Here is a 22,787-nt window from a genome sequence, read left to right on the forward strand (position 1 = left end):
CACGAGACTTCAACGGAGACGACTGTCATGACCGAGAGCACCACCATCCGCTGGGAGCAGGACGACACCGGTGTCGTCACTCTCGTCCTCGACGACCCGAGCCAGTCCGCGAACACCATGAACCAGGCGTTCCGCGACTCCCTCGCCGCGATCACCGACCGGCTCGAAGCCGAGCAGGACTCGATCCGCGGCATCATCTTCACCTCGGCCAAGAAGACCTTCTTCGCGGGCGGGGACCTGCGCGACCTCATCCGGGTCACGCCCGAGACCGCACAGGAGCTGTTCGACGGCGGACTCGCCATCAAGCGCAACCTGCGCCGCATCGAGACCCTCGGCAAGCCGGTCGTCGCGGCGATCAACGGCGCGGCACTCGGCGGCGGCTTCGAGCTGGCCCTCGCCTGCCACCACCGGGTCGCCCTCGACACCTCCGGCACGAAGATCGGCTGCCCCGAGGTCACCCTCGGCCTGCTCCCCGGCGGCGGCGGAGTCGTCCGCACCGTGCGGCTGCTCGGCATCGCGGACGCCCTGCTGAAGGTGCTCCTCCAGGGCCAGCAGTACAACGCGCGCCGCGCCCAGGAGAACGGCCTCGTCCACGAGGTCGCCGCCACCCCCGAGGAACTGCTCGCCAAGGCCCGGGCCTTCATCGACGCCAACCCCGAGTCGCAGCAGCCCTGGGACAAGCCGGGCTACCGGATCCCCGGCGGCACCCCGGCCAACCCGAAGTTCGCCGCCAACCTGCCCGCCTTCCCGGCGAACCTGCGCAAGCAGACGGGCGGTGCCCCCTACCCGGCGCCGCGCAACATCCTCGCCGCCGCCGTCGAGGGCTCCCAGGTCGACTTCGAGACCGCGCAGGTCATCGAGGCCCGCTACTTCGTGGAGCTGGCCGCCGGGCAGACCTCGAAGAACATGATCCAGGCGTTCTTCTTCGACCTCCAGGCGGTCAACTCGGGCGCCAACCGCCCCCAGGGCATCGAGCCCCGCCAGGTCCGCAAGGTCGCCGTCCTCGGCGCCGGCATGATGGGCGCCGGCATCGCCTACTCGTGCGCCCGCGCGGGCATCGACGTCGTCCTGAAGGACGTCTCCCCGGAGGCGGCCGCCAAGGGCAAGGGCTACTCGGAGAAGCTGTGCGCCAAGGCCGTCGCCAGGGGCCGCACCAGCCAGGAGAAGGCCGACGCCCTGCTCGCCCGGATCACCCCCACCGCCGAGGCGGCCGACCTCGCGGGCTGTGACGCGGTCATCGAGGCCGTGTTCGAGGACACCGCCCTCAAGCACAAGGTGTTCCAGGAGATCGAGTCGGTCGTCGCCCCCGACGCCCTGCTGTGCTCCAACACCTCCACCCTGCCGATCACCACGCTCGCCGAGGGCGTGGAGCGCCAGACCGACTTCATCGGCCTGCACTTCTTCTCGCCGGTCGACAAGATGCCCCTGGTCGAGATCATCAAGGGCGAGCGCACCGGCGACGAGGCCCTCGCGCGCGCCTTCGACCTGGTCCGGCAGATCAACAAGACGCCGATCGTCGTCAACGACTCGCGCGGCTTCTTCACCTCCCGGGTGATCGGCCACTTCATCAACGAGGGCGTCGCCATGGTCGGCGAGGGCGTCGAGCCGGCCTCGGTGGAGCAGGCCGCCGCCCAGGCCGGCTACCCGGCCAAGGTGCTGTCCCTCATGGACGAGCTGACCCTCACCCTCCCGCGCAAGATCCGGAACGAGACGAAGCGGGCCGTGGAGGAGGCCGGCGGCACCTGGACTCCGCACCCGGCCGAGGCGGTCATCGACCGCATGGTCGACGAGTTCGGCCGCCCCGGCCGCAGCGGCGGCGCCGGCTTCTACGACTACTCCGAGGACGGCAGGCGCGCCGGGCTCTGGCCGGGCCTGCGTGAGCACTTCGGCGGGTCCGGACAGGACATCCCGTTCCGGGACATGCAGGAGCGGATGCTCTTCTCCGAGGCGCTCGACACCGTACGGCTCCTCGAAGAGGGCGTGCTGACCTCGGTCGCCGACGCCAACATCGGGTCCATCTTCGGGATCGGCTTCCCGGGCTGGACCGGCGGCGTGCTCCAGTACATCAACGGCTACGAAGGCGGCCTGCCCGGATTCGTAGCCCGCGCGCGTGAGCTGGCCGAGCGGTACGGCGAGCGGTTCACCCCGCCCGCGCTGCTCGTGGCGAAGGCCGAGCGGGGTGAGGTCTTCACCGACGCCCGCTGAGGCACCTCACACGGACGGCGTGCCCCGGGACTCCGCTTCCGGGGCCGCCGTGCCGTCCAGCCACTGACGCAGCTCCTCCTTCAGCGACCGCTGGAACGTGGTGAGCAGCGCCTGCACCACCAAGGGGTGCATGTGCGCCGACAGGGACTTCACATCCCGGGCGTCACGCTCCGCCACCTCGCCGCGGAAGAGCTCGGCCAGCTCGTGGGCCGCGGCACGCGAGTGCTCCATGAGCACCTTGCGCGCCGCGAGGATCGCGTCCTGCGACAGCGGTACGTCGAGCAGCCGGACACCGAGCCGGAGCAGTCCGGAGTCGACGCAGAACGTGTCCCCCTCCTCCGGGAGAGCGACGCCCATCGCCGTCAGCCGCTCGATGTCCTCGGCGGCCAGCGGCCGTCCCGCCCGCCGCTCCAGCTCCTGCCTGGACACCGTCTCCCTCAGGTCCGGCGCCCACGACGCGACCACCGCGCGGTGGATCGCCAGGTCGTGCGGGGTGAGATCCGGCGGCAGCTGCCCCAGGTACCGCTCGATCGCCGCGAGCGTCATGCCCTGCTGCTGCAACTCCTCGATCAGAGCCAGCCGCGCCACGTGCCCGGCCCCGTAGCGGCCCACCCGGCGCGGACCGATCACCGGCGGCGGGAGAAGCCCCTTGCTGCCGTAGAAGCGGACGGTGCGGACCGTGACGCCGGCCCGGGCGGCCAGCTCGTCGACGGTGAGGATCGGCTCCTCGGCATCGGTCGTCATGTGCAGCAGTATTGCTGTCTCACCAATGGTGTGAAAGCCGGGATGAACATCACGTGGACCCTGTATGGACCGTGTGAGAAGCAACGCTCTGTGATGTGGGCCACCGCGTATCCCACGATCCATCTGGGAAGGTGCTGTCTCGGTCTGTGCCGCGACACATAAGGGTGGTGCGGGCCGAGAACGTACGGACACCTGGGCCCACGAGGCCCGGGCGCACCAGGAAGTGGTACCACCCGTGAGCAAGGACGCCGTACAGGCGGCACAGGCCGCAGCACCTCCCCAGACGGCGCAGACGCCCGCGGACGCGGGCGACGCCGGTTACAGCAAGGACCTCAAGGCCCGCCACGTCAACATGATCGCCATCGGCGGAGCCATCGGCACCGGACTCCTCCTGGGCGCCGGCGGACGTCTCCACAACGCGGGACCGGCGCTCGCCCTGGCCTACCTGGTCTGCGGCGTCTTCGCCTTCTTCGTCGTCCGGGCCCTCGGCGAGCTGGTCCTGTACCGCCCGTCGTCGGGTTCCTTCGTGTCGTACGCGCGCGAGTTCCTCGGTGAGAAGGGCGCCTACGTCGCCGGCTGGATGTACTTCCTGAACTGGTCGACCACCGGCATCGCCGACATCACCGCGATCGCGCTCTACACGCACTACTGGAGCATGTTCACCTCCATCCCCCAGTGGGTGCTGGCGCTGATCGCCCTCGCGGTCGTCCTCGCCGTGAACCTGATCTCGGTGAAGATCTTCGGCGAGATGGAGTTCTGGTTCGCGATCATCAAGGTCGCCACCATCGTCGGCTTCATGCTGATCGGCATCTTCCTGCTCGCCACCCAGCACAAGGTCGGCGGCCACACCCCCGGCCTGAGCGTCGTCACCGACCACGGTGGCGTCTTCCCGCACGGCCTGATGCCGGTCGTCCTCGTCATGCAGGGCGTGATCTTCGCCTACGCCGCCCTGGAGCTGGTCGGCGTGGCCGCTGGCGAGACCGCCGAGCCGCAGAAGGTCGTCCCGCGCGCGGTGAACTCGATCATGTGGCGTGTCGGCCTGTTCTACGTCGGCTCCGTCGTGCTGCTCGCCCTGCTGCTGCCCGGCTCGGTGTACTCCGCCGACCAGAGCCCGTTCGTCACGGTCCTGTCGAAGATCGGCGTGCCGGCGGCCGGTGACGTGATGAACCTGGTCGTGCTGACCGCCGCCATGTCCTCGCTCAACTCCGGCCTGTACTCCACCGGCCGCATCCTGCGCTCGATGGCCATGGCCGGCTCCGCGCCGAAGTTCACCGCCCGCATGAACCGCAGCCAGGTGCCCTACGGCGGCATCCTGCTGACCTGCGCGGTCTGCGTCCTCGGCGTCGGCCTGAACTACCTGATGCCCAGCCAGGCCTTCGAGATCGTGCTGAACATCGCCTCCCTCGGCATCATCAGCACCTGGGTGATCATCATGCTGTGCCACATGCTCTTCGTCCGCCGCGCCCGCGCGGGCCTGGTGGCCCGGCCGCACTTCCAGCTGAAGTTCAGCCCGGTCACCGAGATCGCCACGATCGTCTTCCTGCTGGTCTGCCTCGGCATGATGTGGAACGACGCCGAGGTCGGCCGCAAGACCCTGCTCCTCATCCCGGTGATCGCCCTCATGCTGGTCGCCGGCTGGTTCGGCGTCCGCCGCCGGGTGTCCAAGAACGCCGAGCAGGAGCTGACGGAGATGTCGGAGTCCGCGAAGTAGCAGCTCAGCGCCACTGTCAGTGGCATCGCCTACGGTGGCGTCATGTCGGAGATCACATATGTCCGGGGTGACGCCACCGTGCCGTCGGTCAAGGGCGCCAAGGTGATCGCCCATGTCTGCAACGACATCGGCGGCTGGGGCAAGGGCTTCGTCCTGGCCCTCTCCCGGCGCTGGCCGGAGCCCGAGGCGGCGTACCGCGCCTGGCACCGCGACCGCGCGAAGAACGACTTCGGGCTCGGCGCCGTCCAGCTGGTCCGGGTCGGCCCGCACGTGTGGGTGGCCAACATGATCGGCCAGCGCGGCACCAGGACCGGCAGCAAGGGCGTCCCCGTGCGCTACGAGGCGATCGACACCGGCCTCGCCCGCCTCTCCGGCGAAGTGATCGAACTCGGCGCGTCCGTGCACATGCCCCGCATAGGCTGCGGCCTGGCGGGCGGCAGATGGTCCCGCGTAGAGCCGCTCATCACCGAACGGCTGGTGCGGCGGGGCATTGCGGTGACGGTGTACGACCACGGAGAGGGCGGGGGATGACCGTGCAGGCGGACGCGACCGATGTGCTGGTGCTGGGCGGGGCCGGGGTGGACACGATCATCCCTGTCCCCGAGCTGCCCCTGCCGTACGCCGACAGCTACATGATCGACTCCGGGATCCGCACCCGCGCGGGGCAGACCGGCGACTTCGTCGCGCTGGGCCTGGCCGCGCTCGGCCTGCGCACCCACCACCTGGACCTGCTCGGCGACGACCCCGAGGGCCGTCTCGTCCGCGCCCTGCACCACGAGCACGGCATCGCCCTCACCGCCCTGCCCCAGCCGGCCGGGACCAAGCGGGCGGTCAACCTCGTCGCCCCGGACGGCCGCCGCCTGTCGCTGTACGACACGAGCCGCGCCCGCCCCGACGACCGCTTCCCCGAGGCGACCCTGCGCGAGCTGGCCACCACGAGCCGGCATGTGCACGTGACCATCACCCAGCCCTGCGCCCACGCCCTGCCGGTCCTGTGCGAGGCGGGCGTGCCGCTCTCCACGGACCTGCACGACTGGGACGGCGAGAACCCGTACCACGAGCCGTTCGCGTACGCGGCCGACGTCGTCTTCCTGTCGGCCGCCGCCCTCACCGACCCCGAGCGGACCATGCGGCGGATCGCCGAGCGCGGCCGGGCCGAGGCCGTCGTCGCCACCGCCGGCGCCGAGGGCGCGTATCTGCTGGCCGACGGCGAGCTGACCCGGATCCCGGCTGCGGCCCCGCCCGCGCCGGTGGTGGACTCCAACGGCGCGGGCGACGCCTTCGCCGCCGCGTTCCTCTACGGCCGCCTGGCCGGCGAGCCGCCCGCCCGGTGCGCCCGGTACGGAGCGCTGGCCGGCGCGTACGCCTGCACCGTCCCGGCCTCCCGCGCGGACGCGATAGGCCGGGAGGACCTCCTCGAACAGGCGGCCACGCCGGACCCGTGAGGCGTCAGTGCGTGTGCACCTCGTTCGTCGCCTCGATCTTCTTCCACGACTTCGGCTGCGCCACCGCCGTGCCCGTCCTCACCAGGGCGCGGGCCGCGGGCGCGGCCGGCTTCGACGGCTGGAAGAGCCAGGTGTCGAACAGCGCGGACAGGGGCTTGCCGGACACCTTCTCGGCGTAGGTCCGGAAGTCGGCCACCGAGGCGTTGCCGTACGCGTGCTCCTTCGGCCAGCCCTTCAGGATCGCGAAGAACGCGTCGTCACCGACGGCGTTGCGCAGCTCCTGGATCGCCAGGGCGCCACGGTCGTAGACGGCACCGTCGAACTGGTGGTCGGCACCGGGGTCGCCGGGCTCGACCGTCCAGAACGGGTCGTCGGCCGGGTGCGCGGCGTACACGTAGTCGGCGAGTTGCTGCGCGGTGCCCTCGCCCTCGTGCTCGGACCACAGCCACTGCGCGTACCGGGCGAAGCCCTCGTTGATCCAGATGTCCTTCCAGCCCTTCAGCGACACATAGTCGCCGTACCACTGGTGGGCCAGCTCGTGCACGACCACGGAGGTGTTGGAGCCGTTCGCGAACTGCTTCGGGCTGTAGTAGATGCGGGACTGCGTCTCCAGGGCGTACCCGGTGGTGGTGTTCGGCACATAGCCGCCCGCCGAACTGAACGGATACGGCCCGAAGTAGCCGCTCAGCCAGTCCACAATCTCCCCGGTGCGCTCCACGCTGGCCCGCGCGGCCCCGTCGTGGTCGCCGAGGTCCTTGCTGTAGGCGTTGATGACGGGCACGCCGCCGTCGGAGGTGCTGGTGGTGACGTCGAACTTCCCGAGCGCGAGCGTGGCCAGATAGGTGGCCTGCGGCTTGTTCTGCCGCCAGTTGTAGCGGGTCCAGCCCAGCTTCGAAACGGTGGACTGGAGCGTGCCGTTGGAGATGGCCTGGGTGCCGTCCGGCACGGCCACCGACACGTCGTAGGTGGCCTTGTCGGTCGGGTGGTCGTTGCTCGGGAACCACCACCAGGCGGCCTCGGGCTCGTTGGCGGCCACGCCGCCGTCGGGCGTGCGGTGCCAGGAGGTGAAGCCGTAGGCGCTCTTCGCCGACGGCACTCCGCTGTAGCGCACCACGACCGTGACGGACGTGCCCTTGGCCAGCGGCGTCTTCGGGGTGACGACGAGTTCGTGCTCGCCGGACGTCGTGAAGGACGCCTTGGCGCCGTTGACCCGCACCTCGCTCACGTTCAGCAGGAAGTCCAGGTCGAAGCTGGACAGGTCCTGGGTGGTCTTCGCCAGGATCGTCGCCGTGCCCTGCAACTCGTCCGACTTCGGCTGGTACTGGAGCCTCAGGTCGTAGTGCGAGACGTCGTAGCCACCATTGCCGTAGTTCGGGTAGTAGGGGTCGCCGATGCCCGGTGCGCCGGGGGAGTAGCTCGCGGCCGATGCCGGGATCGCCAGCAGGAGGGAGGCCGCCGCCAGGGTGCCCGGCGCGATGATTCTGCGGTGCACGTCAGCTCCAAGTCGTCAGGACTGCGAGTCCGTTCGTCAGAAGTCTGTTCGGAGCCTATTCAGTCCCTGAGGCCACTGGCCTGTCCATGGGCCCCACTGTCACACGATCGCCATTCAGCCGTCACGAGCACCGGAAAGCCCTCTTTTGTGCGGCAGTTGGCCGGAGTACCGTCCGCGCATGCCGATTCGCATGCGCTCGACGTACTGGAGAACGCTGGTCACGGCGGCCGTCGTCACTCTGACGGCCGTCTTCCTCACCCCGTCAGCCGCCCGGGCGGCCCCCCGGGAGAGTGAACCCGTCTACTCCTATGCCCAGGCCATCCGTGAGTCCGTCTGGGTGGACACGGGGCTCGACGAGGACGGCGACGGAAAGGGCGACCGGGTCGCCGCCGACATCGTCCGGCCCGCCGAACCGGCCCGGCAGGGCCGCAAGGTGCCGGTCATCATGGACGCCAGCCCGTACTACTCCTGCTGCGGGCGCGGCAACGAGAGCCAGCTCAAGACGTACGACGCACAGGGGCATGTCGTCCAGATGCCGCTGTTCTACGACAACTACTTCGTGCCCCGCGGCTACGCCTTCGTCGGCGTCGACCTCGCCGGCACCAACCGCTCCGACGGCTGCGTGGACGTCGGCGGACGGTCCGACATCCAGTCGGCCAAGGCCGTGATCGACTGGCTGAACGGCCGCGGCAGGGCGTACACCAGCCGGACGGGCGGCACCCGGGTGCGGGCCGGCTGGACCGACGGCAGCACCGGAATGATCGGCAAGAGCTGGGACGGCACCATCGCCAACGGCGTCGCCGCCACAGGGGTGAAAGGCCTGAAGACGATCGTCCCGATCAGCGCCATCTCCTCCTGGTACGACTACTACTTCGCCCAGGGCGCCCCGCTCTACGACGGCGGCCCCGACGAACTGGCCGGCTACGTCGAGAGCGCCGGCGCGCAAGCCCACTGCGCCGCCGTACAGAAGAAGCTCGCCGACGGCAGCCCCCGCAGCGGCGACTGGACCCCGCTGTGGACCGAGCGGGACTACGTCAAGGACGCGGCCAAGGTGCGCGCCAGCGTGTTCCTGGTGCACGGCATGCAGGACCTCAACGTCCGCACCAAGCACGTCGGCCAGTGGTGGGACGCCCTCGCCCGGCACGGCGTCGAGCGGAAGATCTGGCTGTCCCAGACCGGGCACGTCGACCCGTTCGACTACCGGCGCGGAGCCTGGGTCGACACCCTGCACCGCTGGTTCGACCACGAGCTCCTCGGCTACGACAACGGCATCGACCGCGAACCGATGGCCGACGTCGAACGCCACCCCGACCAGTGGGTCACCTCCGCTGTCTGGCCCCCGCGCGGTACCGGCACCGCCGTCCTGCACCCGGCCGCCGGCAGCCAGGCCGGCGTCGGCACCCTCGGCCTGCGCCCCGCCGCCGGCACCGAGACCTTCACGGACGACCCCGGGCTGAGCGAGACCGACTGGGCCGCGCACCTCACCACGTCCACCCCCGAGAAGGCCGGCTTCCTCACCGCACCCCTCACCCACGCCGTACGGCTGTCCGGCTCGTCCAGGGTCACGGTCACCGCGACCCCGACCACGACATCGGCCCACCTGTCCGCCGTCCTGGTCGACGTCGGCCCGGACACCATCCGCGACTACGCCGACCGCGCCGAGGGCATCACCACCCTCACCGACCGGACCTGCTGGGGCGAGAGCACGGCCGGGGACAGCGCCTGCTTCAAGGAGACCAAGGCGAAGACGGCCGCGGTCGACTACACCGTGGTCAGCCGTGGCTGGGCCGACCTCGGTCACTACGCCTCGGCGACCGGGGGCGTCCCGCTCACACCGGGCAAGGCGTACACGATGACCCTCGACCTCGCGGCCACCGACCATGTCGTCCCCGCGGGCCACCGCCTGGCGCTGATCGTCGCCGGCACGGACAAGGACCTCATCGACCCGCCGTCCACCAAGCCGACACTCACCCTGGACCTGTCCCGTACGACGGCGAAGGTCCCGCTGGTGGGCGGGGCGGCGGCGTTCGCCCGGGCCACCTCCGGCAAGGCCACGGCCCCCGCGCCGACGGTCCTGGACGGCGTCCGCGCACCGCGTGCCACGGGGCACCTCCCGGCGGGCTGACGGCTGCCTGCGGCGCCGGTTCGGGCTGGCTGGGCGGGGTGCCCGGCCGCGGGCGGGCGCGGGGTGCTCGCGCAGTTCCCCGCGCCCCTTGGGGGGTGCCGTGCCGCGCGTCTGATTGCTGGGGCGGTCGGGAGCCTCCCCGGTCCTGGTGCGGTGCGGCTGCCTGCGGCGCCGGTTCGGGGTCGCCGGTCGGGGTGCCCGGCCGCGGGCGGGCGCGGGGTGCTCGCGCAGTTCCCCGCGCCCCTTGGCTGATTGCTCGGGCGGTCGCCTGGGGCGTTCCCGGTGCCCGTCCGGCCGGGTGCTCAGGGTGTGGGGAACGCCAGCTCTGTTGTCTCTCGTGCGCATCCCCAGGCCACCGTGACGCCGGCCCCGCCGTGGCCGTAGTTGTGGACCAGCGTCCGGCCGTCGGGCAGGGGCTGCCGTTCCAGGCGTACCGCCTCCCGGGCCGGCCGTAGCCCCACCCGGTGGGCGAGTACCCGCGCCCCGGCGATCTCCGGCCGGACGGCCGCGCAGCGGGCGACGATCGCCGCGGCCGTCGCCGGGTCCGGCTCCAGGGACCAGTCGTCCTCCTCGGCCGTGCCGCCCAGGAGCAGCCGGTCCGGCTGCGGAATGAAGTAGGTGGAGGCGGCCGAGGAGTGGTCGACGGAGGTGAACCAGCTGGTGACGCCCGGGTTCTCCACCACGACCAGCTGCCCGCGCACGGGATGCACCGCGGGGTCCGGCACCAGCGGACGGGCCCCGAGCCCCGTACAGTTGACCACCACGGCGGCGGGTACGGCGGCGAGGTCGGTCACCTCACGGATCTCGACGGTGCCGGCGGCCTTCTCCAGCCGCTGCACCAGCCACGCCAGATGCACCGGCATGTCGATCACCGGCAGCCGCGCCGCCAGCCCCTCGGCCACCGCCCGCAGCCCCGGCACCCGGCCCGCCCACGTACCCAGCTCGTCCAGTCGGGCCCCCTGGTGGACCCCCTCGACCAGGCGGACTCCCGTCTCCTGAGGCCGGGCCGCCAGCTCCTCGTACACGCCGAGGGACTCCAGCGCCCACGCGCCCGCCAGCGGTTCCGGTTCGATGCGGTACGGCCACCACAGGCCGCCGGCGACCGCGGAGGTCGTCCGCTCGGCGGGCTCCCGGGTCCACACCCGCACCCGGCGCCCGGACTCGGCCAGCAGCACGGCCGTCGTCAGCCCGGCGATCCCGCCTCCGACCACGATCACTTCGTCACTCGGCTCACTGTCCACGCCAAGGACGATAGGCGAGAGGCCCCGCGTGGGTGGCTCCGTCAGGCCGCGGGACCGGCGCCATTAGGATCGGCCTCCTGATGACTGCCACCCTCGTTGCCAAGAACCTCGCCGCCGGGCATGGCGACCGCTCCCTGTTCACCGGGCTCGACCTGGTCGTCGCGCCCGGAGATGTGATCGGGCTGGTCGGCGCCAACGGCGCGGGCAAGTCGACCCTGCTGCGGATGCTCGCCGGACTCAGCGCGCCCGAGGAGGGCGAACTCCGGCTGTCGCCGCCGACCGCGACCGTCGGCCATCTGCCGCAGGAGCCGGAGCGCCGGCCCGGGGAGACCGTCCGGGAGTTCCTGGCCCGCCGCACGGGTGTCGCCGAGGCCCAGCGGGTCATGGACGAGGCGACCCAGGGGCTGGTCGACGGCGCGCCCGGCGCCGACGACGCCTATGCGACCGCCCTGGAGCGCTGGCTGAACCTCGGTGGCGCCGACCTGGAGGAGCGCGCGGAGGAGGTCGCGGACTCCCTCGGCCTGGCCGTGGACCTGGGCCGGCCGATGACCGCGCTCTCCGGCGGCCAGGCGGCCCGCGCCGGCCTCGCCTCCCTCCTCCTCTCCCGCTACGACGTCTTCCTGCTGGACGAGCCCACCAACGACCTCGACCTGGACGGCCTGGAGCGCCTGGAACGGTTCGTCACCGGCCTGCGCGCGGGCACGGTCGTCGTCAGCCACGACCGCGAGTTCCTCACCCGCACGGTCACCGGGGTCCTCGAACTCGACCTCGCCCAGCAGCAGATCAACCTCTACGGCGGCGGCTACGAGGCCTACCTGGAGGAGCGGGAGGTGGCCCGCCGGCACGCCCGCGACGACTACGAGGAGTACGCCGACAAGAAGGCCGCCCTCCAGGAGCGCGCCCAGACGCAGCGGGCCTGGATGGACAAGGGCGTGAAGAACGCCCGGCGCAAGGCGGGCAACGACAACGACAAGATCGGCCGCAAGTTCCGCAGCGAGTCCAGCGAGAAGCAGGCCGCCAAGGCCCGGCAGACCCAGCGCATGATCGAGCGCCTTGAGACGGTCGAGGAGCCGCGCAAGGAGTGGGAGCTGCGCATGGAGATCGCGTCCGCGCCGCGCTCGGGCGCGGTCGTGGCGACGCTGCGGGACGCCGAGGTCCGGCGCGGCGACTTCACCTTCGGCCCGGTCTCGCTGCAGATCGACTGGGCGGACCGGATCGCGGTCACGGGGGCCAACGGCGCCGGGAAGTCCACCCTGCTCGGCGCGCTGCTGGGCCGGGTCCCGCTCGACTCCGGGCACGCGGCCCTCGGCTCCGGTGTCCTGGTCGGCGAGGTGGACCAGGCCCGCAAGCTGTTCCACGGCCCCGATTCCCTGCTCGACGCCTTCTGCGCGGCCGTCCCCGACACCGAGCCGGTGGAGGTCCGCACCCTGCTCGCCAAGTTCGGCCTGAAGTCCGACCACGTCCTGCGCCCGGCCGCGACCCTCTCCCCGGGCGAGCGCACCCGCGCCGCGCTCGCCCTGCTCCAGGGCCGGGGCGTGAACCTGCTGGTCCTCGACGAGCCCACGAACCATCTGGACCTGCCCGCCATCGAGCAACTGGAGTCGGCCCTCGACTCCTACGAGGGCACCCTCCTGCTCGTCACCCACGACCGCCGCATGCTGGACGCGATCCGGGTGACGCGGCGCCTGGAGGTGGCGGACGGCAAGGTGACGGAGCGCTAGCTCTCGCGCGCCGCCGCCTCCTTCGCCGCCCGTTCGACCCGGTCGAGGTGTGCCGGGTCGTGGGGAGCCACGTTGAGGCCGTCCGGGCGCTGCCCGACGGCCCCGTCGACGAGTTCGCGCACGATGTCCGCGTGGCCGGCGTGCCGCTGGGTCTCGGCGACCATGTGGGTCAGGATCCGGTGCAGCGTCGTCTCACCCGGCGCACCCGGTATCCGGCCGACCGCGTCCAGGGGGAGCGCGGCGATGGTCTCGTCCGCGTGGGCCCACGCACGCCGGTACAGCCCGACGACGTCCTCCCGCGTCTCGTCGGCCCGCGCCCACAGGTCCGCGTCCGGCTCGGCGTCGCCCGTGATCCACAGAGGCGTACCGGGGAAGGGGCGGCCGAAGGTCGCGCCGAAGTACAGCGCCTCGGCACCTGCCAGGTGCTTGACCAGGCCCAGCAGGTTGGTGCCGGTGGGTGTCAGGGGACGCCGGATGTCGTACTCCGGCAGGCCGTCGAGCTTCCAGAGCAGCGCGTCGCGGGCGTCCTGGAGATACACCTGAAGGTCGGTCTTGGGGTCTGATCCGGTCATGGGACGAGTCTGGCGACCGGACGATCCCTGTCCACGGGTTTTCGGGGCCGGGCGAGGTGAGTCCCCGCCCGGCCCCGGTCGTCAGCGCTTCTTCGGATCCAGCAGGCCCGCGCGCCGCAGCGCGTCCGCCATCGCGCTGTTGGCCGGTGCCGCGGCCTGCCGTCCGCCCCGGTCACCGCCTCGGTCGCCGCCACGGTCGCCGCCACCGCGGCCCTGCCGCTGGCCGCCGCCCTGCCGCTGCTGGGGCGGGCGGGCGCCGCCGCCGCGCTGCTGCCGGCCGCCGCCCTGCCCCTGCGGGGCGGCCTCGTCGTCCAGGCGCAGGGTCAGCGCGATCCGCTTGCGCGGGATGTCCACGTCCAGGACCTTCACCTTGACGATGTCACCGGGCTTCGCGACATCGCGCGGGTCCTTGACGAACGACTTCGACATCGCCGACACGTGCACCAGGCCGTCCTGGTGGACACCGACGTCCACGAACGCGCCGAACGCGGCCACGTTGGTGACCACGCCCTCCAGGACCATCCCGGCGGACAGGTCGGAGATCTTCTCGACGCCCTCCTTGAAGGTGGCCGTCTTGAACGCGGGTCGCGGGTCGCGGCCCGGCTTCTCCAGCTCCTTGAGGATGTCGGTGACGGTCGGCAGACCGAAGGTGTCGTCCACGAAGTCGGCCGGCCGCAGCGAGCGCAGCACGCCCGTGTTGCCGACGAGGGACGCCACCTCCTGGCCCGTGGTCTTCACCATGCGGCGGACCACCGGGTACGCCTCGGGGTGCACGCTGGAGGCGTCCAGAGGGTCGTCGCCGCCGCGGATCCGCAGGAAGCCCGCGCACTGCTCGTACGCCTTCGGGCCGAGCCGCGCCACCTTCTTCAGCTCCGAGCGGGACGTGAACGGGCCGTTCGCGTCCCGGTGCGCCACGATGTTCTCGGCGAGACCGGAGGAGATGCCGGACACCCGCGCCAGCAGCGGCACCGACGCCGTGTTGACGTCCACGCCGACGCCGTTCACACAGTCCTCGACGACCGCGTCCAGCGAGCGGGACAGCTTCACCTCGGACAGGTCGTGCTGGTACTGGCCGACGCCGATCGACTTCGGGTCGATCTTCACCAGCTCGGCCAGCGGGTCCTGGAGCCGGCGGGCGATGGACACGGCGCCGCGCAGCGACACGTCCATGTCCGGCAGTTCCTGCGAGGCGTACGGCGACGCCGAGTACACGGACGCGCCCGCCTCGGACACCATCACCTTGGTGAGCTTCAACTCCGGGTGCTTCGCGATGAGTTCGCCGGCGAGCTTGTCGGTCTCGCGGGACGCCGTGCCGTTGCCGATGGCGACCAGCTCGACCGCGTGCTCCTTCGCCAGCCGCGCCAGCTTGGCGAGCGCCTCGTCCCACTTGTTGGCCGGGACGTGCGGGTAGACCACGTCCGTGGCGACGACCTTGCCGGTGGCGTCGACCACGGCGACCTTCACACCCGTACGGAAACCGGGGTCCAGGCCGAGCGTCGCGCGGGTGCCGGCCGGGGCGGCCAGCAGCAGGTCGCGCAGGTTGGCCGCGAAGACGTTCACCGCCTCGTCCTCGGCGGCCGTGCGCAGCCGCAGCCGCAGGTCGATGCCGAGGTGGACCAGGATGCGGGTGCGCCAGGCCCAGCGGACCGTGTCCGAGAGCCACTTGTCGGCCGGGCGGCCCCGGTCGGCGATCCCGAACCGCGACGCGACGATGCCCTCGTACGACGAGGGGCCCTCCGTGGCCTCCTCGGGCTCCAGGACGAGGTCCAGGACCTCCTCCTTCTCACCGCGCAGCATGGCCAGGATCCGGTGCGAGGGCAGCTCGGTGAACGGCTCGGCGAAGTCGAAGTAGTCGGCGAACTTGGCGCCCGCCTCCTCCTTGCCGTCCCGCACCTTCGCCGCGAGCCGCCCGCGCACCCACATGCGCTCGCGCAGCTCGCCGATCAGGTCGGCGTCCTCGGAGAACCGCTCGGTGAGGATCGCCCGCGCGCCCTCCAGCGCGGCCTGCGGATCGGCGACGCCCTTGTCCGCGTCCACGAACGCGGCGGCGGCGGCCAGCGGTTCGACCGTCGGGTCGCCCAGCAGGCCCTCCGCGAGCGGCTCCAGGCCCGCCTCGCGCGCGATCTGCGCCTTGGTGCGCCGCTTGGGCTTGTACGGGAGGTAGACGTCCTCCAGCCGCGCCTTGGTCTCGGCGCCGCGGATCCGCGCCTCCAGCTCCTCGGTGAGCTTGCCCTGCTCCCGCACCGACTCCAGGATCGCGCTCCGCCGCTCCTCCAGCTCCCGCAGATAGCGCAGCCGCTCCTCGATCGTGCGCAGCTGCGCGTCGTCGAGCATCTCGGTCGCTTCCTTGCGGTAGCGCGCGATGAAGGGCACCGTCGAGCCGCTGTCGAGCAGCTCCACCGCGGCCCTCACCTGCCGCTCCCGTACGCCGAGCTCCTCGGCGATCCTGCCTTCGATGGACCCTGCTCCGAGGGACCCGGGTGTCGTCACGATCCCGTACCGCCTTCTCCACTGAGGTTGCGCGGCAATTGTGGCAGGTGACACCGACAACCGGGGATCAGGGCGGCACGCGGCGGGCCGCCGGTCACCGAACCGCGCATGGCCGAAAAGGTGGGAAGAGCGTCATTGCGGCCATCCAGGGGCACGCGAACAATCGACACCATGGCGCAGCGAACCGTCCTCCTCACCGTCTTCGACGGCCTCCAGAGCCTCGATGTCACCGGCCCGATGGAAGTCTTCGCCGGTGCCGAGCTGCACACCCCGGGCTCGTACCGGATCCGCACGGCCTCCGTGGACGGCGGGCCCGTGCGGACCTCCAGCGGGCTGACCCTCGTACCGGACGGACCCCTGGCGGAGGCCGGGGATCCGCACACCCTGCTGGTCCCCGGCGGGGAAGGCACCCGCGATCCGGACCCGAGGCTGGTGGAGTGGCTGCGCGTGCACGGCCCGCGGGCTCCGCGCCTGGTCTCCGTCTGCACCGGCGCCATTCCGCTGGCCCGGGCCGGGCTCCTGGACGGCCGGCGCGTCACGACCCACTGGGCCTACTGCGACCGGCTCGCCCGGGACCATCCCGACGTCCGGGTCGACCCCGACCCGATCTTCGTCCGGGACGGGCACGTGGCCACCTCGGCCGGAGTCACCGCCGGCATCGACCTCGCCCTCGCGCTGGTGGAGGAGGACCTGGGCCGGGAGACGGCGCTGACCGTGGCCCGCCACCTCGTGGTGTTCCTGCGCAGGCCGGGCAACCAGGCCCAGTTCAGCGCCCAGCTGGCCGCCCAGACGGCCCGGCGCGAACCCCTCCGGGACGTCCAGCAGTGGATCACCGAGCACCCGGACGGCGACCTGGGCGTCGAGGCGCTGGCCGCCCGCGCCGCCCTCTCCCCGCGCCACTTCGCCCGCGCCTTCCAGGCCGAGACGGGCATGACACCCGGCCGGTACGTCGACCGGGTCCGCCTCGAACACGCGCGCCGCCTGCTGGAGGACACCACCGACGGCATCGAGCAGATCGCCCGCGCCAGCGGCTACGGCACGCCCGAGGCCATGCGCCGCGCCTTCCTCCGCACCCTCGGCACCTCCCCGGCCGAGTACCGCCGCCGCTTCCGCCCGGCACCGGTGCCCTGACCCGACGTCACCGACACGCGCGGCGACGGCAGAGACCCGCGCACCCACTCCGAGAGAAGAGGGAACCCCATGCAGATCGCCATCGTCCTCTACGACCGCTTCACCGCCCTGGACGCCGTCGGCCCCTACGAGACCCTGGGCCGGCTCCCGGACTCCGAGACCGTCTTCGTCGCCGAGCGGACCGGTCCCGTCCGTACCGACACCGGGAACCTGGCGCTCACCGCCGACCGGACCCTCGCCGACGTGCCGTCCCCGGACATCGTGGTCGTGCCGGGCGGACCCGGGCAGACCCCGCAGATGGAGAACCCCGTGCTGCTGGACTGGCTGCGCGCGGCCGACGCCACCAGCACCTGGACCACCTCGGTGTGCACGGGCTCGCTGCTGCTGGCCGCCGCCGGGCTGCTGCGGGGCCGCCGCGCCACCTCCCACTGGCTCGCCCTGGACCACCTGCGCGACTTCGGCGCCGAGCCGACGGGGGAGCGGGTCGTCGTGGACGGCAAGTACGTCACCGCCGCGGGCGTGTCGTCCGGCATCGACATGGGCCTCACGCTCCTCGGCAGCATCGCCGGCGACGAACACGCCCAGGCCGTCCAGCTGCTGACCGAGTACGACCCCCAGCCGCCCTACGACGCCGGCTCGCCGGACAAGGCACCCGCGCACCTCGTCGCGGAGTTCCGTGGCCGGAGCCGTTTCATCCTGACGTAGACACGCTCCACGTGAAGCGCGGCTGCCTGCGCTCCAGGAACGCGGCGATGCCCTCCGTGGCGTCGCCGTTGCCGCGTGCCCGCTCGGCCCAGTGGGCGTCCCGGTCCGCCCTGCCGTTCACGAACTCCTTGGCCGCGGCCTGGGTGAGCTGCGAGCGGGAGACGAGCACCCGGGTCAGCTCGGCGACGCGGGCCTCCAGCCCGCCCGGGGGCAGCACCTCGTCCACCAGCCCGGTGCGCAGCGCGCGCCCGGTGTCGATCAACTCCGCGGTGAACAGCAGATACTTGGCGGTGGACGGCCCCACGAGCGAGGCCAGCCGCCGGGTCGAGGCGGCCGGGTAGACCAGGCCCAGGCGCGCCGGTGTCACCCCGAACCGGGCCCCTTCCTCCGCCAGCCGCAGATCACAGGCCACCGCGAGCTGCGCCCCGCCGCCCACGCAGTGCCCGCGTATCGCGGCGACGGTCGGCTTGGGGAAGGCGATGAGGGCCTCCTCGGCCGCCTTCGCGAGGTTCTGCGGCTCCTCGGGCTCCTGCCGCAGGGCGGTGATGTCGGCGCCCGCGCAGAAGGTGTCGCCCGCTCCGGTCAGCACCAGCGCCCGGACGTCCGGGTCGCGCGCGAACCGGTCGAGCAGGGGCGGCAGGGCCCGCCACATCGCGGCCGTCATGGCGTTGCGCCGGGCCGGATGGCGGATGACCACGGTGGCGACGGAGTCGGCGACCTGGTGCGACAGCTGGGGCTCCATGCCGTGATCGTATCCGTGCGTCCGGGAGAACCGGATGAGTTATGGATCTCCCACCAGAGGGGACAAAGAGGAGAGAGGGTGACAAAACCGCGTCATCCGCGACCGGGGGATCCAGGAGGTGGCGATGGCCAGGTCCGGCACACGCAAGGACGGAGCGGCGAAGATGCACCGCGGCTTCAGCTGGCTCGCGGCGCTCGGCGTGATCCTCGTACTCGCCGGAATCGTCGGACTCGTCTACACCGGCGTCGCCACGCTGACCTCGATGCTGCTGTTCGGCTGGCTGCTGCTGATCGGCGGGATCGTGGGCCTGCTGCACGCCGTCCAGGCCCGTGGCACGAGCTACTTCTGGCTCGGCGTGATCGTCGCCGCCCTGAACATCGCCGCCGGCGTCGTCGTCATCCGCCTGCCCCACGCGGCGGCCGCCGCACTGACCATGTTCGCCGCCCTGCTGTTCCTCTCCGCCGGGATCTTCCGGCTGGTCGGCAGCCTGGTCGTGCGCGGTGCCCAGTTCGGCTGGACCCTGCTGCTCGGCGCCTTCGACCTGCTGCTCGGGATCCTGGTCCTCGCCTCCTGGCCGAGCAGCAGCCAGTACGTCATCGGCGCCTTCTTCTCGCTCGCCCTGCTCTTCGACGGCCTCGGGCTGATCGCCGCCGGCTACGCCGGACGCCGTGTCGTCGGTCTCGTCTCCGAAGAGCGGCAGGCATGATCCGTACAACCCGACTAGTTCGGGAACCGGCGCCCGGGGATCAGGAAACAGTCCCACCCGCGACCAGCTCATGCGCAGTCGGTCAGAAACCGTTCGATACCCGCTGACTTGTGTTCAGGTATACGGGCGGGAGCGCCTCGTTACCAACACTCGACGTGTGGTGACAATCGAGCGCGAGGGTGGCGACCGGACGATGGACAACCACGGGCGCGGGGACGGCCCGCGCCCAGCGGGGGGCGGCCGACGACCGCCGGATCCACTGCCTTACGAAGGTGTCTGGCGGTTCACCGCGGCCGCGGTGGACGCCTCGGTCCCGCAGGCCCGGCACGCGGTACGGGACCTGCTGCTGCGCCAGGGTGTGCCGGTCTCCGACGACCTGGTGCACGGGCTGCTGCTGATCGTCTCCGAGCTGGTCACGAACGCGGTCCGGCACGCGGCGCTGCTGTCGCCGGTGCTCGCCGTGGAGGTGGCCGTGGGAGCCGAGTGGGTGCGGGTGTCCGTGGAGGACAACCACCCCTACCGCCCGACCGCGCTGGAGGCCGACCACGGCCAGACCGGCGGCCGGGGACTGCTGCTGGTCCGCGAGGTGGCCCGGGAGGCGGGCGGGGTGGTCGACGTCGAGCACACCGCGAGCGGCGGCAAGGTGATCTGGGCCGCCCTGCCGCTCAAGCCCGCCACCCTGACGTAGCGCCTACCAGCCGGCCGAGGGGCCCGTCAGCTCCCTGATCGCCGGACGGGCCGCGTCCAGCACGGTCATGAACCAGGCCGAGAACGGCTCCCGGCTGTGCCGTTCGGCCAGCTCGGCCGCCGTCACGAAGGCGGCCTGGGCGACCTCCTCCGGGTCCGGCCCGAGCGGTGCCTGCACCAGGCCGACGAACAGGTGGTTGAACTCCTGCTCCACCAGGCCCGAGGCGGGGTCCGGGTGGTTGTAGCGGACCGTGCCGGCCTCCGCGAGCAGCGACGGCGACACGCCCAGCTCCTCGTAGGTGCGCCGGGCCGCCGCCGCGAAGGGCGCCTCGCCCGGGTACGGGTGACCGCAGCAGGTGTTCGACCACACACCGGGGGAGTGGTACTTGCCGAGCGCGCGCTGCTGGAGCAGCAGCCTGCCCTGCTCGTCGAAGAGGAACACCGAGAACGCCCGGTGCAGCTGCCCGGGCGGCTGATGGGCGGCGAGCTTCTCCGCCGTACCGATCGTCACACCCTTCTCGTCGACCAGTTCCAGCAAAATCGCCTCTGCGGTGCCCTCCGACGAGCTGTGCGTCGCGGTGGCAGGTGTGATCGGCATACCCATCCTTCGCCTCGGTCTTCGCACCCCAAGTCTGCCGTACGAATCCGGCACTCCCGGCACGTCCGCATGCCCGCGCGCGGCGCGGGCACCGGGAGTCGGACCCGGTAGATCATCGTGCCCGGCGCCGGCCGACGGGAACCGTCCGGGGGTGCGCCGAACGGAAGTACGGACCGTCAGTGGCAGAACCCCGCCTCGTGCTCCGCGTGCCCGCCCGGCTCCAGCTGGAAGGTGCAGTGCTCCACGTCGAAGTGGTGCCCCAGGCAGCCCTGCAGCTCGTGCAGCATCTTCTCGTACCCGATGGCGTTCAGCACCTCGGAGCTGACCACCACGTGCGCCGACAGCACCGGCATGCCCGAGGTGATCGTCCAGGCGTGCAGATCGTGTACGTCCTCCACACCGTCCAGCGCCAGGATGTGTGCCCGGACCTCAGCCATGTCGACACCCTTCGGCGCCGCCTCCAGTAGCACGTCCAGCGTCTCGCGCAGCAGCTTCAGCGTGCGCGGCACGATCATCAGGCCGATGACCAGCGAGGCGACCGGGTCCGCCGCCTGCCAGCCGGTGGCCAGGATCACGGCCGCCGAGATCAGCACCGCCACCGAGCCCAGCGCGTCCGCGGCCACCTCCAGGAAGGCGCCGCGCACGTTCAGGCTCTCCTTCTGCCCGCGCATCAGCAGGACCAGCGAGACGGAGTTCGCGACCAGGCCGACCAGACCGAACACGACCATCAGGCCGCCCCGGGTCTGAGCGGGCTCCACGAACCGCTGGACCGCCTCGTACAGCACGTACCCGCCGACCCCGAGCAGCAGCAGACAGTTGGCCAGGGCCGCGAGGATCTCGGCGCGGGCGTAGCCGAAGGTGCGGTTGGTGCTCGCGGGGCGGCTCGCGATGTGGATGGCGAACAGCGCCATGCCGAGGCCGACCGCGTCGGTCGCCATGTGTGCCGCGTCCGCGATCAGCGCGAGCGAGTCCGCGACCAGACCACCGACGATCTCGACCACCATGATCGTGAGCGTGATGCCGAGCGCGATCCGCAGCCGGCCCCGGTACGCCGCCGTGGCCGTACCCGGGGCGGGCGCGTGGGAGTGCGCGTGCCCGTGGTCGTGCCCTGCCCCCATGACTACCGCCTTCCGTGTGCCTGCCCGGAGGCCCAGTGAACTACGGGTGGGGGGTATCTGGCAACGCGGTACTGAACACCGTTGTCATGTGCCCTGACCTGCGGAAACGTTCCGCAGGTCAGGGCGGTGGAGGCCCTCCTCCGGCCGGACCGGCTCACCGGCCGTGGTGCAGCCGCCAGCCCTCCCACGCCGACTCGACCATCTCCCGTACCCCGCGGCGGGCCCGCCAGCCGAGGGCCTCGGCGGCGCGCTCGGCCGAGGCCACCGCGCGGGGCGCGTCGCCCGGGCGGCGGCCCTCCACCAGGGGCGCCCGGCGGTCGCCGGTGACCTCGCCGATGACCGAGATCAGCTCGCGCACCGAGACGCCCTCGCCACGGCCGATGTTCAGCGTCAGATCGCCGGTGAGGTCCCCGTCGGCGAGCCGCCGGGCCGCCGCCAGGTGGGCCTCCGCGAGGTCGGCGACGTGGATGTAGTCCCGCACGCAGGTGCCGTCCGGCGTCGGATAGTCGTCGCCGAAGATCCGCGGGGCCTCGTCACGGGTGAGCCGGTCGAAGACCATCGGCACGATGTTGAACACCCCCGTGTCCGCCAGCTCCGGGGCCGCCGCGCCCGCCACGTTGAAATAGCGCAGACAAACCGTGGAGATCCCGTGCGCCCGGCCCGCCGCCCGCACCAGCCACTCCCCGGCCAGCTTGGTCTCGCCGTACGGGTTCACCGGGGCGCACGGGGTGTCCTCCGTGATCAGGTCCGCGTCCGGGTTGCCGTACACCGCCGCCGACGACGAGAACAGCAGCCGGCCGATGCCCGCCTCCGCGATCGCGTCCAGCAGGGTGGCCAGGCCGCCCACGTTCTCCCGGTAGTAGCGGGTGGGCTGGGCCACCGACTCCGCGACCTGCTTGCGCGCCGCGAGATGGACGACGCCGGTCACGCCGTACTCCGCGAAGACCCGCTTCAGCAGCGGCCCGTCCAGCGTCGAGCCCTGGACGAGCGGCACCTGGGACGGCAGCCGCGCCGGCACGGCGGCCGACAGGTCGTCCAGCGCCACGACGCTCTCCCCGGCGCCCGCCATGGCCCGTGCCACATGCGCCCCGATGTATCCGGCTCCGCCGGTGATCAGCCACGTCATGGTCGCCCACCCTATGCCGAGCCGCCCGGTGTCCCGGTTGCCCGGGTCTGCCCCATGGGTTTGTGGGCCGGGCCCCGGATCCCCGATGATGATCGCGGCAAAGGCCGGGTCAGCCCCCGTGGACCGGGCCGTGAACGGCTGGTGAACACGGACTCCGGACCATCGGATAGCCTCTGCCGACATGCCGCCCGGGTGCCGCAGGCAGGGGCGCCCCACCACGCAGAAGAC

At 72.1% G+C, this 22,787-nt stretch carries 19 protein-coding genes; 10 read left to right on the top strand and 9 right to left on the bottom strand.

What is annotated here, in order from left to right:
• Positions 1 to 27 precede the first annotated feature (27 nt).
• Complete coding sequence (locus ABZ937_RS03825; RefSeq protein ID WP_361685300.1) at positions 28 to 2,205, top strand: 3-hydroxyacyl-CoA dehydrogenase NAD-binding domain-containing protein; 2,178 nt, start codon at positions 28 to 30, stop codon at positions 2,203 to 2,205.
• Between the two features lie 6 nt (positions 2,206 to 2,211).
• Here ABZ937_RS03825 and ABZ937_RS03830 read toward each other — a convergent pair whose 3' ends face one another.
• A complete protein-coding gene (locus ABZ937_RS03830) occupies positions 2,212 to 2,949 on the bottom strand; it encodes a MerR family transcriptional regulator (RefSeq protein ID WP_361685302.1) in 738 nt (245 codons plus the stop codon).
• A 235-nt stretch (positions 2,950 to 3,184) separates the two neighbouring features.
• Here ABZ937_RS03830 and ABZ937_RS03835 point away from each other — a divergent pair, with 235 nt between their 5' ends.
• The 3 genes from ABZ937_RS03835 to ABZ937_RS03845 are packed head-to-tail and all read left to right on the top strand — an operon-like array spanning position 3,185 to position 6,105.
• On the top strand, positions 3,185 to 4,660 hold the full coding sequence (locus tag ABZ937_RS03835) for an amino acid permease (RefSeq protein WP_361685304.1): 1,476 nt from the start codon (positions 3,185 to 3,187) through the stop codon (positions 4,658 to 4,660).
• A 42-nt stretch (positions 4,661 to 4,702) separates the two neighbouring features.
• Positions 4,703 to 5,191 carry a macro domain-containing protein gene (locus ABZ937_RS03840; protein WP_361685306.1) on the top strand — a complete coding sequence of 163 codons (489 nt, stop codon included), beginning with the start codon at positions 4,703 to 4,705 and terminating at the stop codon, positions 5,189 to 5,191.
• Positions 5,188 to 6,105 (top strand): PfkB family carbohydrate kinase, encoded by a 918-nt coding sequence (locus tag ABZ937_RS03845; RefSeq protein WP_361685308.1) that lies wholly within the window; start codon positions 5,188 to 5,190, stop codon positions 6,103 to 6,105. The genes ABZ937_RS03840 and ABZ937_RS03845 overlap by 4 nt, the downstream gene beginning before the upstream one ends.
• 4 nt (positions 6,106 to 6,109) lie before the next feature.
• On the opposite strand, the gene ABZ937_RS03850 is transcribed toward ABZ937_RS03845, so the two are convergent.
• Positions 6,110 to 7,597 (bottom strand): M1 family metallopeptidase, encoded by a 1,488-nt coding sequence (locus tag ABZ937_RS03850; protein WP_361685310.1) that lies wholly within the window; start codon positions 7,595 to 7,597, stop codon positions 6,110 to 6,112.
• 178 nt (positions 7,598 to 7,775) lie between these two features.
• On the opposite strand from ABZ937_RS03850, the gene ABZ937_RS03855 reads away from it, so the two are divergent.
• Positions 7,776 to 9,722 carry a Xaa-Pro dipeptidyl-peptidase gene (locus ABZ937_RS03855; protein WP_361685312.1) on the top strand — a complete coding sequence of 649 codons (1,947 nt, stop codon included), beginning with the start codon at positions 7,776 to 7,778 and terminating at the stop codon, positions 9,720 to 9,722.
• A gap of 302 nt (positions 9,723 to 10,024) precedes the next feature.
• Here the strand turns inward: ABZ937_RS03855 and ABZ937_RS03860 are convergent, their stop codons facing one another.
• Positions 10,025 to 10,939, bottom strand: coding sequence for an FAD-dependent oxidoreductase (locus tag ABZ937_RS03860; RefSeq protein WP_361685433.1), 915 nt, complete (start codon positions 10,937 to 10,939; stop codon positions 10,025 to 10,027).
• Between the two features lie 104 nt (positions 10,940 to 11,043).
• Here ABZ937_RS03860 and ABZ937_RS03865 point away from each other — a divergent pair, with 104 nt between their 5' ends.
• Positions 11,044 to 12,684 (top strand): ABC-F family ATP-binding cassette domain-containing protein, encoded by a 1,641-nt coding sequence (locus ABZ937_RS03865; protein ID WP_361685314.1) that lies wholly within the window; start codon positions 11,044 to 11,046, stop codon positions 12,682 to 12,684.
• Here ABZ937_RS03865 and ABZ937_RS03870 read toward each other — a convergent pair.
• Positions 12,681 to 13,256: a DinB family protein gene (locus ABZ937_RS03870; RefSeq protein WP_361685316.1), complete on the bottom strand. Its 576-nt coding sequence runs from the start codon at positions 13,254 to 13,256 to the stop codon at positions 12,681 to 12,683. The two genes, ABZ937_RS03865 and ABZ937_RS03870, sit on opposite strands and share 4 nt — an antisense overlap.
• An 81-nt stretch (positions 13,257 to 13,337) precedes the next feature.
• On the bottom strand, positions 13,338 to 15,746 hold the full coding sequence (locus ABZ937_RS03875) for a Tex family protein (protein WP_361685318.1): 2,409 nt from the start codon (positions 15,744 to 15,746) through the stop codon (positions 13,338 to 13,340).
• A 171-nt stretch (positions 15,747 to 15,917) separates the two neighbouring features.
• Here ABZ937_RS03875 and ABZ937_RS03880 point away from each other — a divergent pair, with 171 nt between their 5' ends.
• Together ABZ937_RS03880 and ABZ937_RS03885 are read left to right on the top strand one after the other, a co-directional pair.
• Complete coding sequence (locus ABZ937_RS03880; RefSeq protein ID WP_361685320.1) at positions 15,918 to 16,877, top strand: GlxA family transcriptional regulator; 960 nt, start codon at positions 15,918 to 15,920, stop codon at positions 16,875 to 16,877.
• Positions 16,878 to 16,946: 69 nt separating this feature from the next.
• On the top strand, positions 16,947 to 17,582 hold the full coding sequence (locus ABZ937_RS03885) for a DJ-1/PfpI family protein (RefSeq protein WP_361685322.1): 636 nt from the start codon (positions 16,947 to 16,949) through the stop codon (positions 17,580 to 17,582).
• Here the strand turns inward: ABZ937_RS03885 and ABZ937_RS03890 are convergent.
• Entirely contained in the window at positions 17,569 to 18,324 is a 756-nt protein-coding gene (locus ABZ937_RS03890) for an enoyl-CoA hydratase/isomerase family protein (RefSeq protein ID WP_361685324.1), read from the bottom strand. The genes ABZ937_RS03885 and ABZ937_RS03890 overlap by 14 nt on opposite strands.
• Before the next feature lie 124 nt (positions 18,325 to 18,448).
• On the opposite strand from ABZ937_RS03890, the gene ABZ937_RS03895 reads away from it, so the two are divergent.
• Both ABZ937_RS03895 and ABZ937_RS03900 read left to right on the top strand, forming a co-directional pair.
• Entirely contained in the window at positions 18,449 to 19,030 is a 582-nt protein-coding gene (locus tag ABZ937_RS03895; protein ID WP_361685326.1) for a DUF308 domain-containing protein, read from the top strand.
• 193 nt (positions 19,031 to 19,223) lie between these two features.
• Complete coding sequence (locus ABZ937_RS03900) at positions 19,224 to 19,718, top strand: ATP-binding protein (protein ID WP_361685435.1); 495 nt, start codon at positions 19,224 to 19,226, stop codon at positions 19,716 to 19,718.
• A gap of 3 nt (positions 19,719 to 19,721) precedes the next feature.
• Here ABZ937_RS03900 and idi read toward each other — a convergent pair whose 3' ends face one another.
• The 3 genes from idi to galE form a co-directional block, all read right to left on the bottom strand.
• Complete coding sequence (idi, locus tag ABZ937_RS03905; protein ID WP_361685328.1) at positions 19,722 to 20,315, bottom strand: isopentenyl-diphosphate Delta-isomerase; 594 nt, start codon at positions 20,313 to 20,315, stop codon at positions 19,722 to 19,724.
• Between the two features lie 176 nt (positions 20,316 to 20,491).
• Entirely contained in the window at positions 20,492 to 21,433 is a 942-nt protein-coding gene (locus ABZ937_RS03910) for a cation diffusion facilitator family transporter (protein WP_361685330.1), read from the bottom strand.
• 154 nt (positions 21,434 to 21,587) lie between these two features.
• Positions 21,588 to 22,559, bottom strand: a complete 972-nt coding sequence (gene galE / locus ABZ937_RS03915; RefSeq protein WP_361685332.1) for a UDP-glucose 4-epimerase GalE — start codon at positions 22,557 to 22,559, stop codon at positions 21,588 to 21,590.
• Positions 22,560 to 22,787 lie beyond the last annotated feature (228 nt).

It is taken from the genome of Streptomyces sp. NPDC046727, assembly GCF_040645635.1.
Taxonomy (GTDB): domain Bacteria; phylum Actinomycetota; class Actinomycetes; order Streptomycetales; family Streptomycetaceae; genus Streptomyces.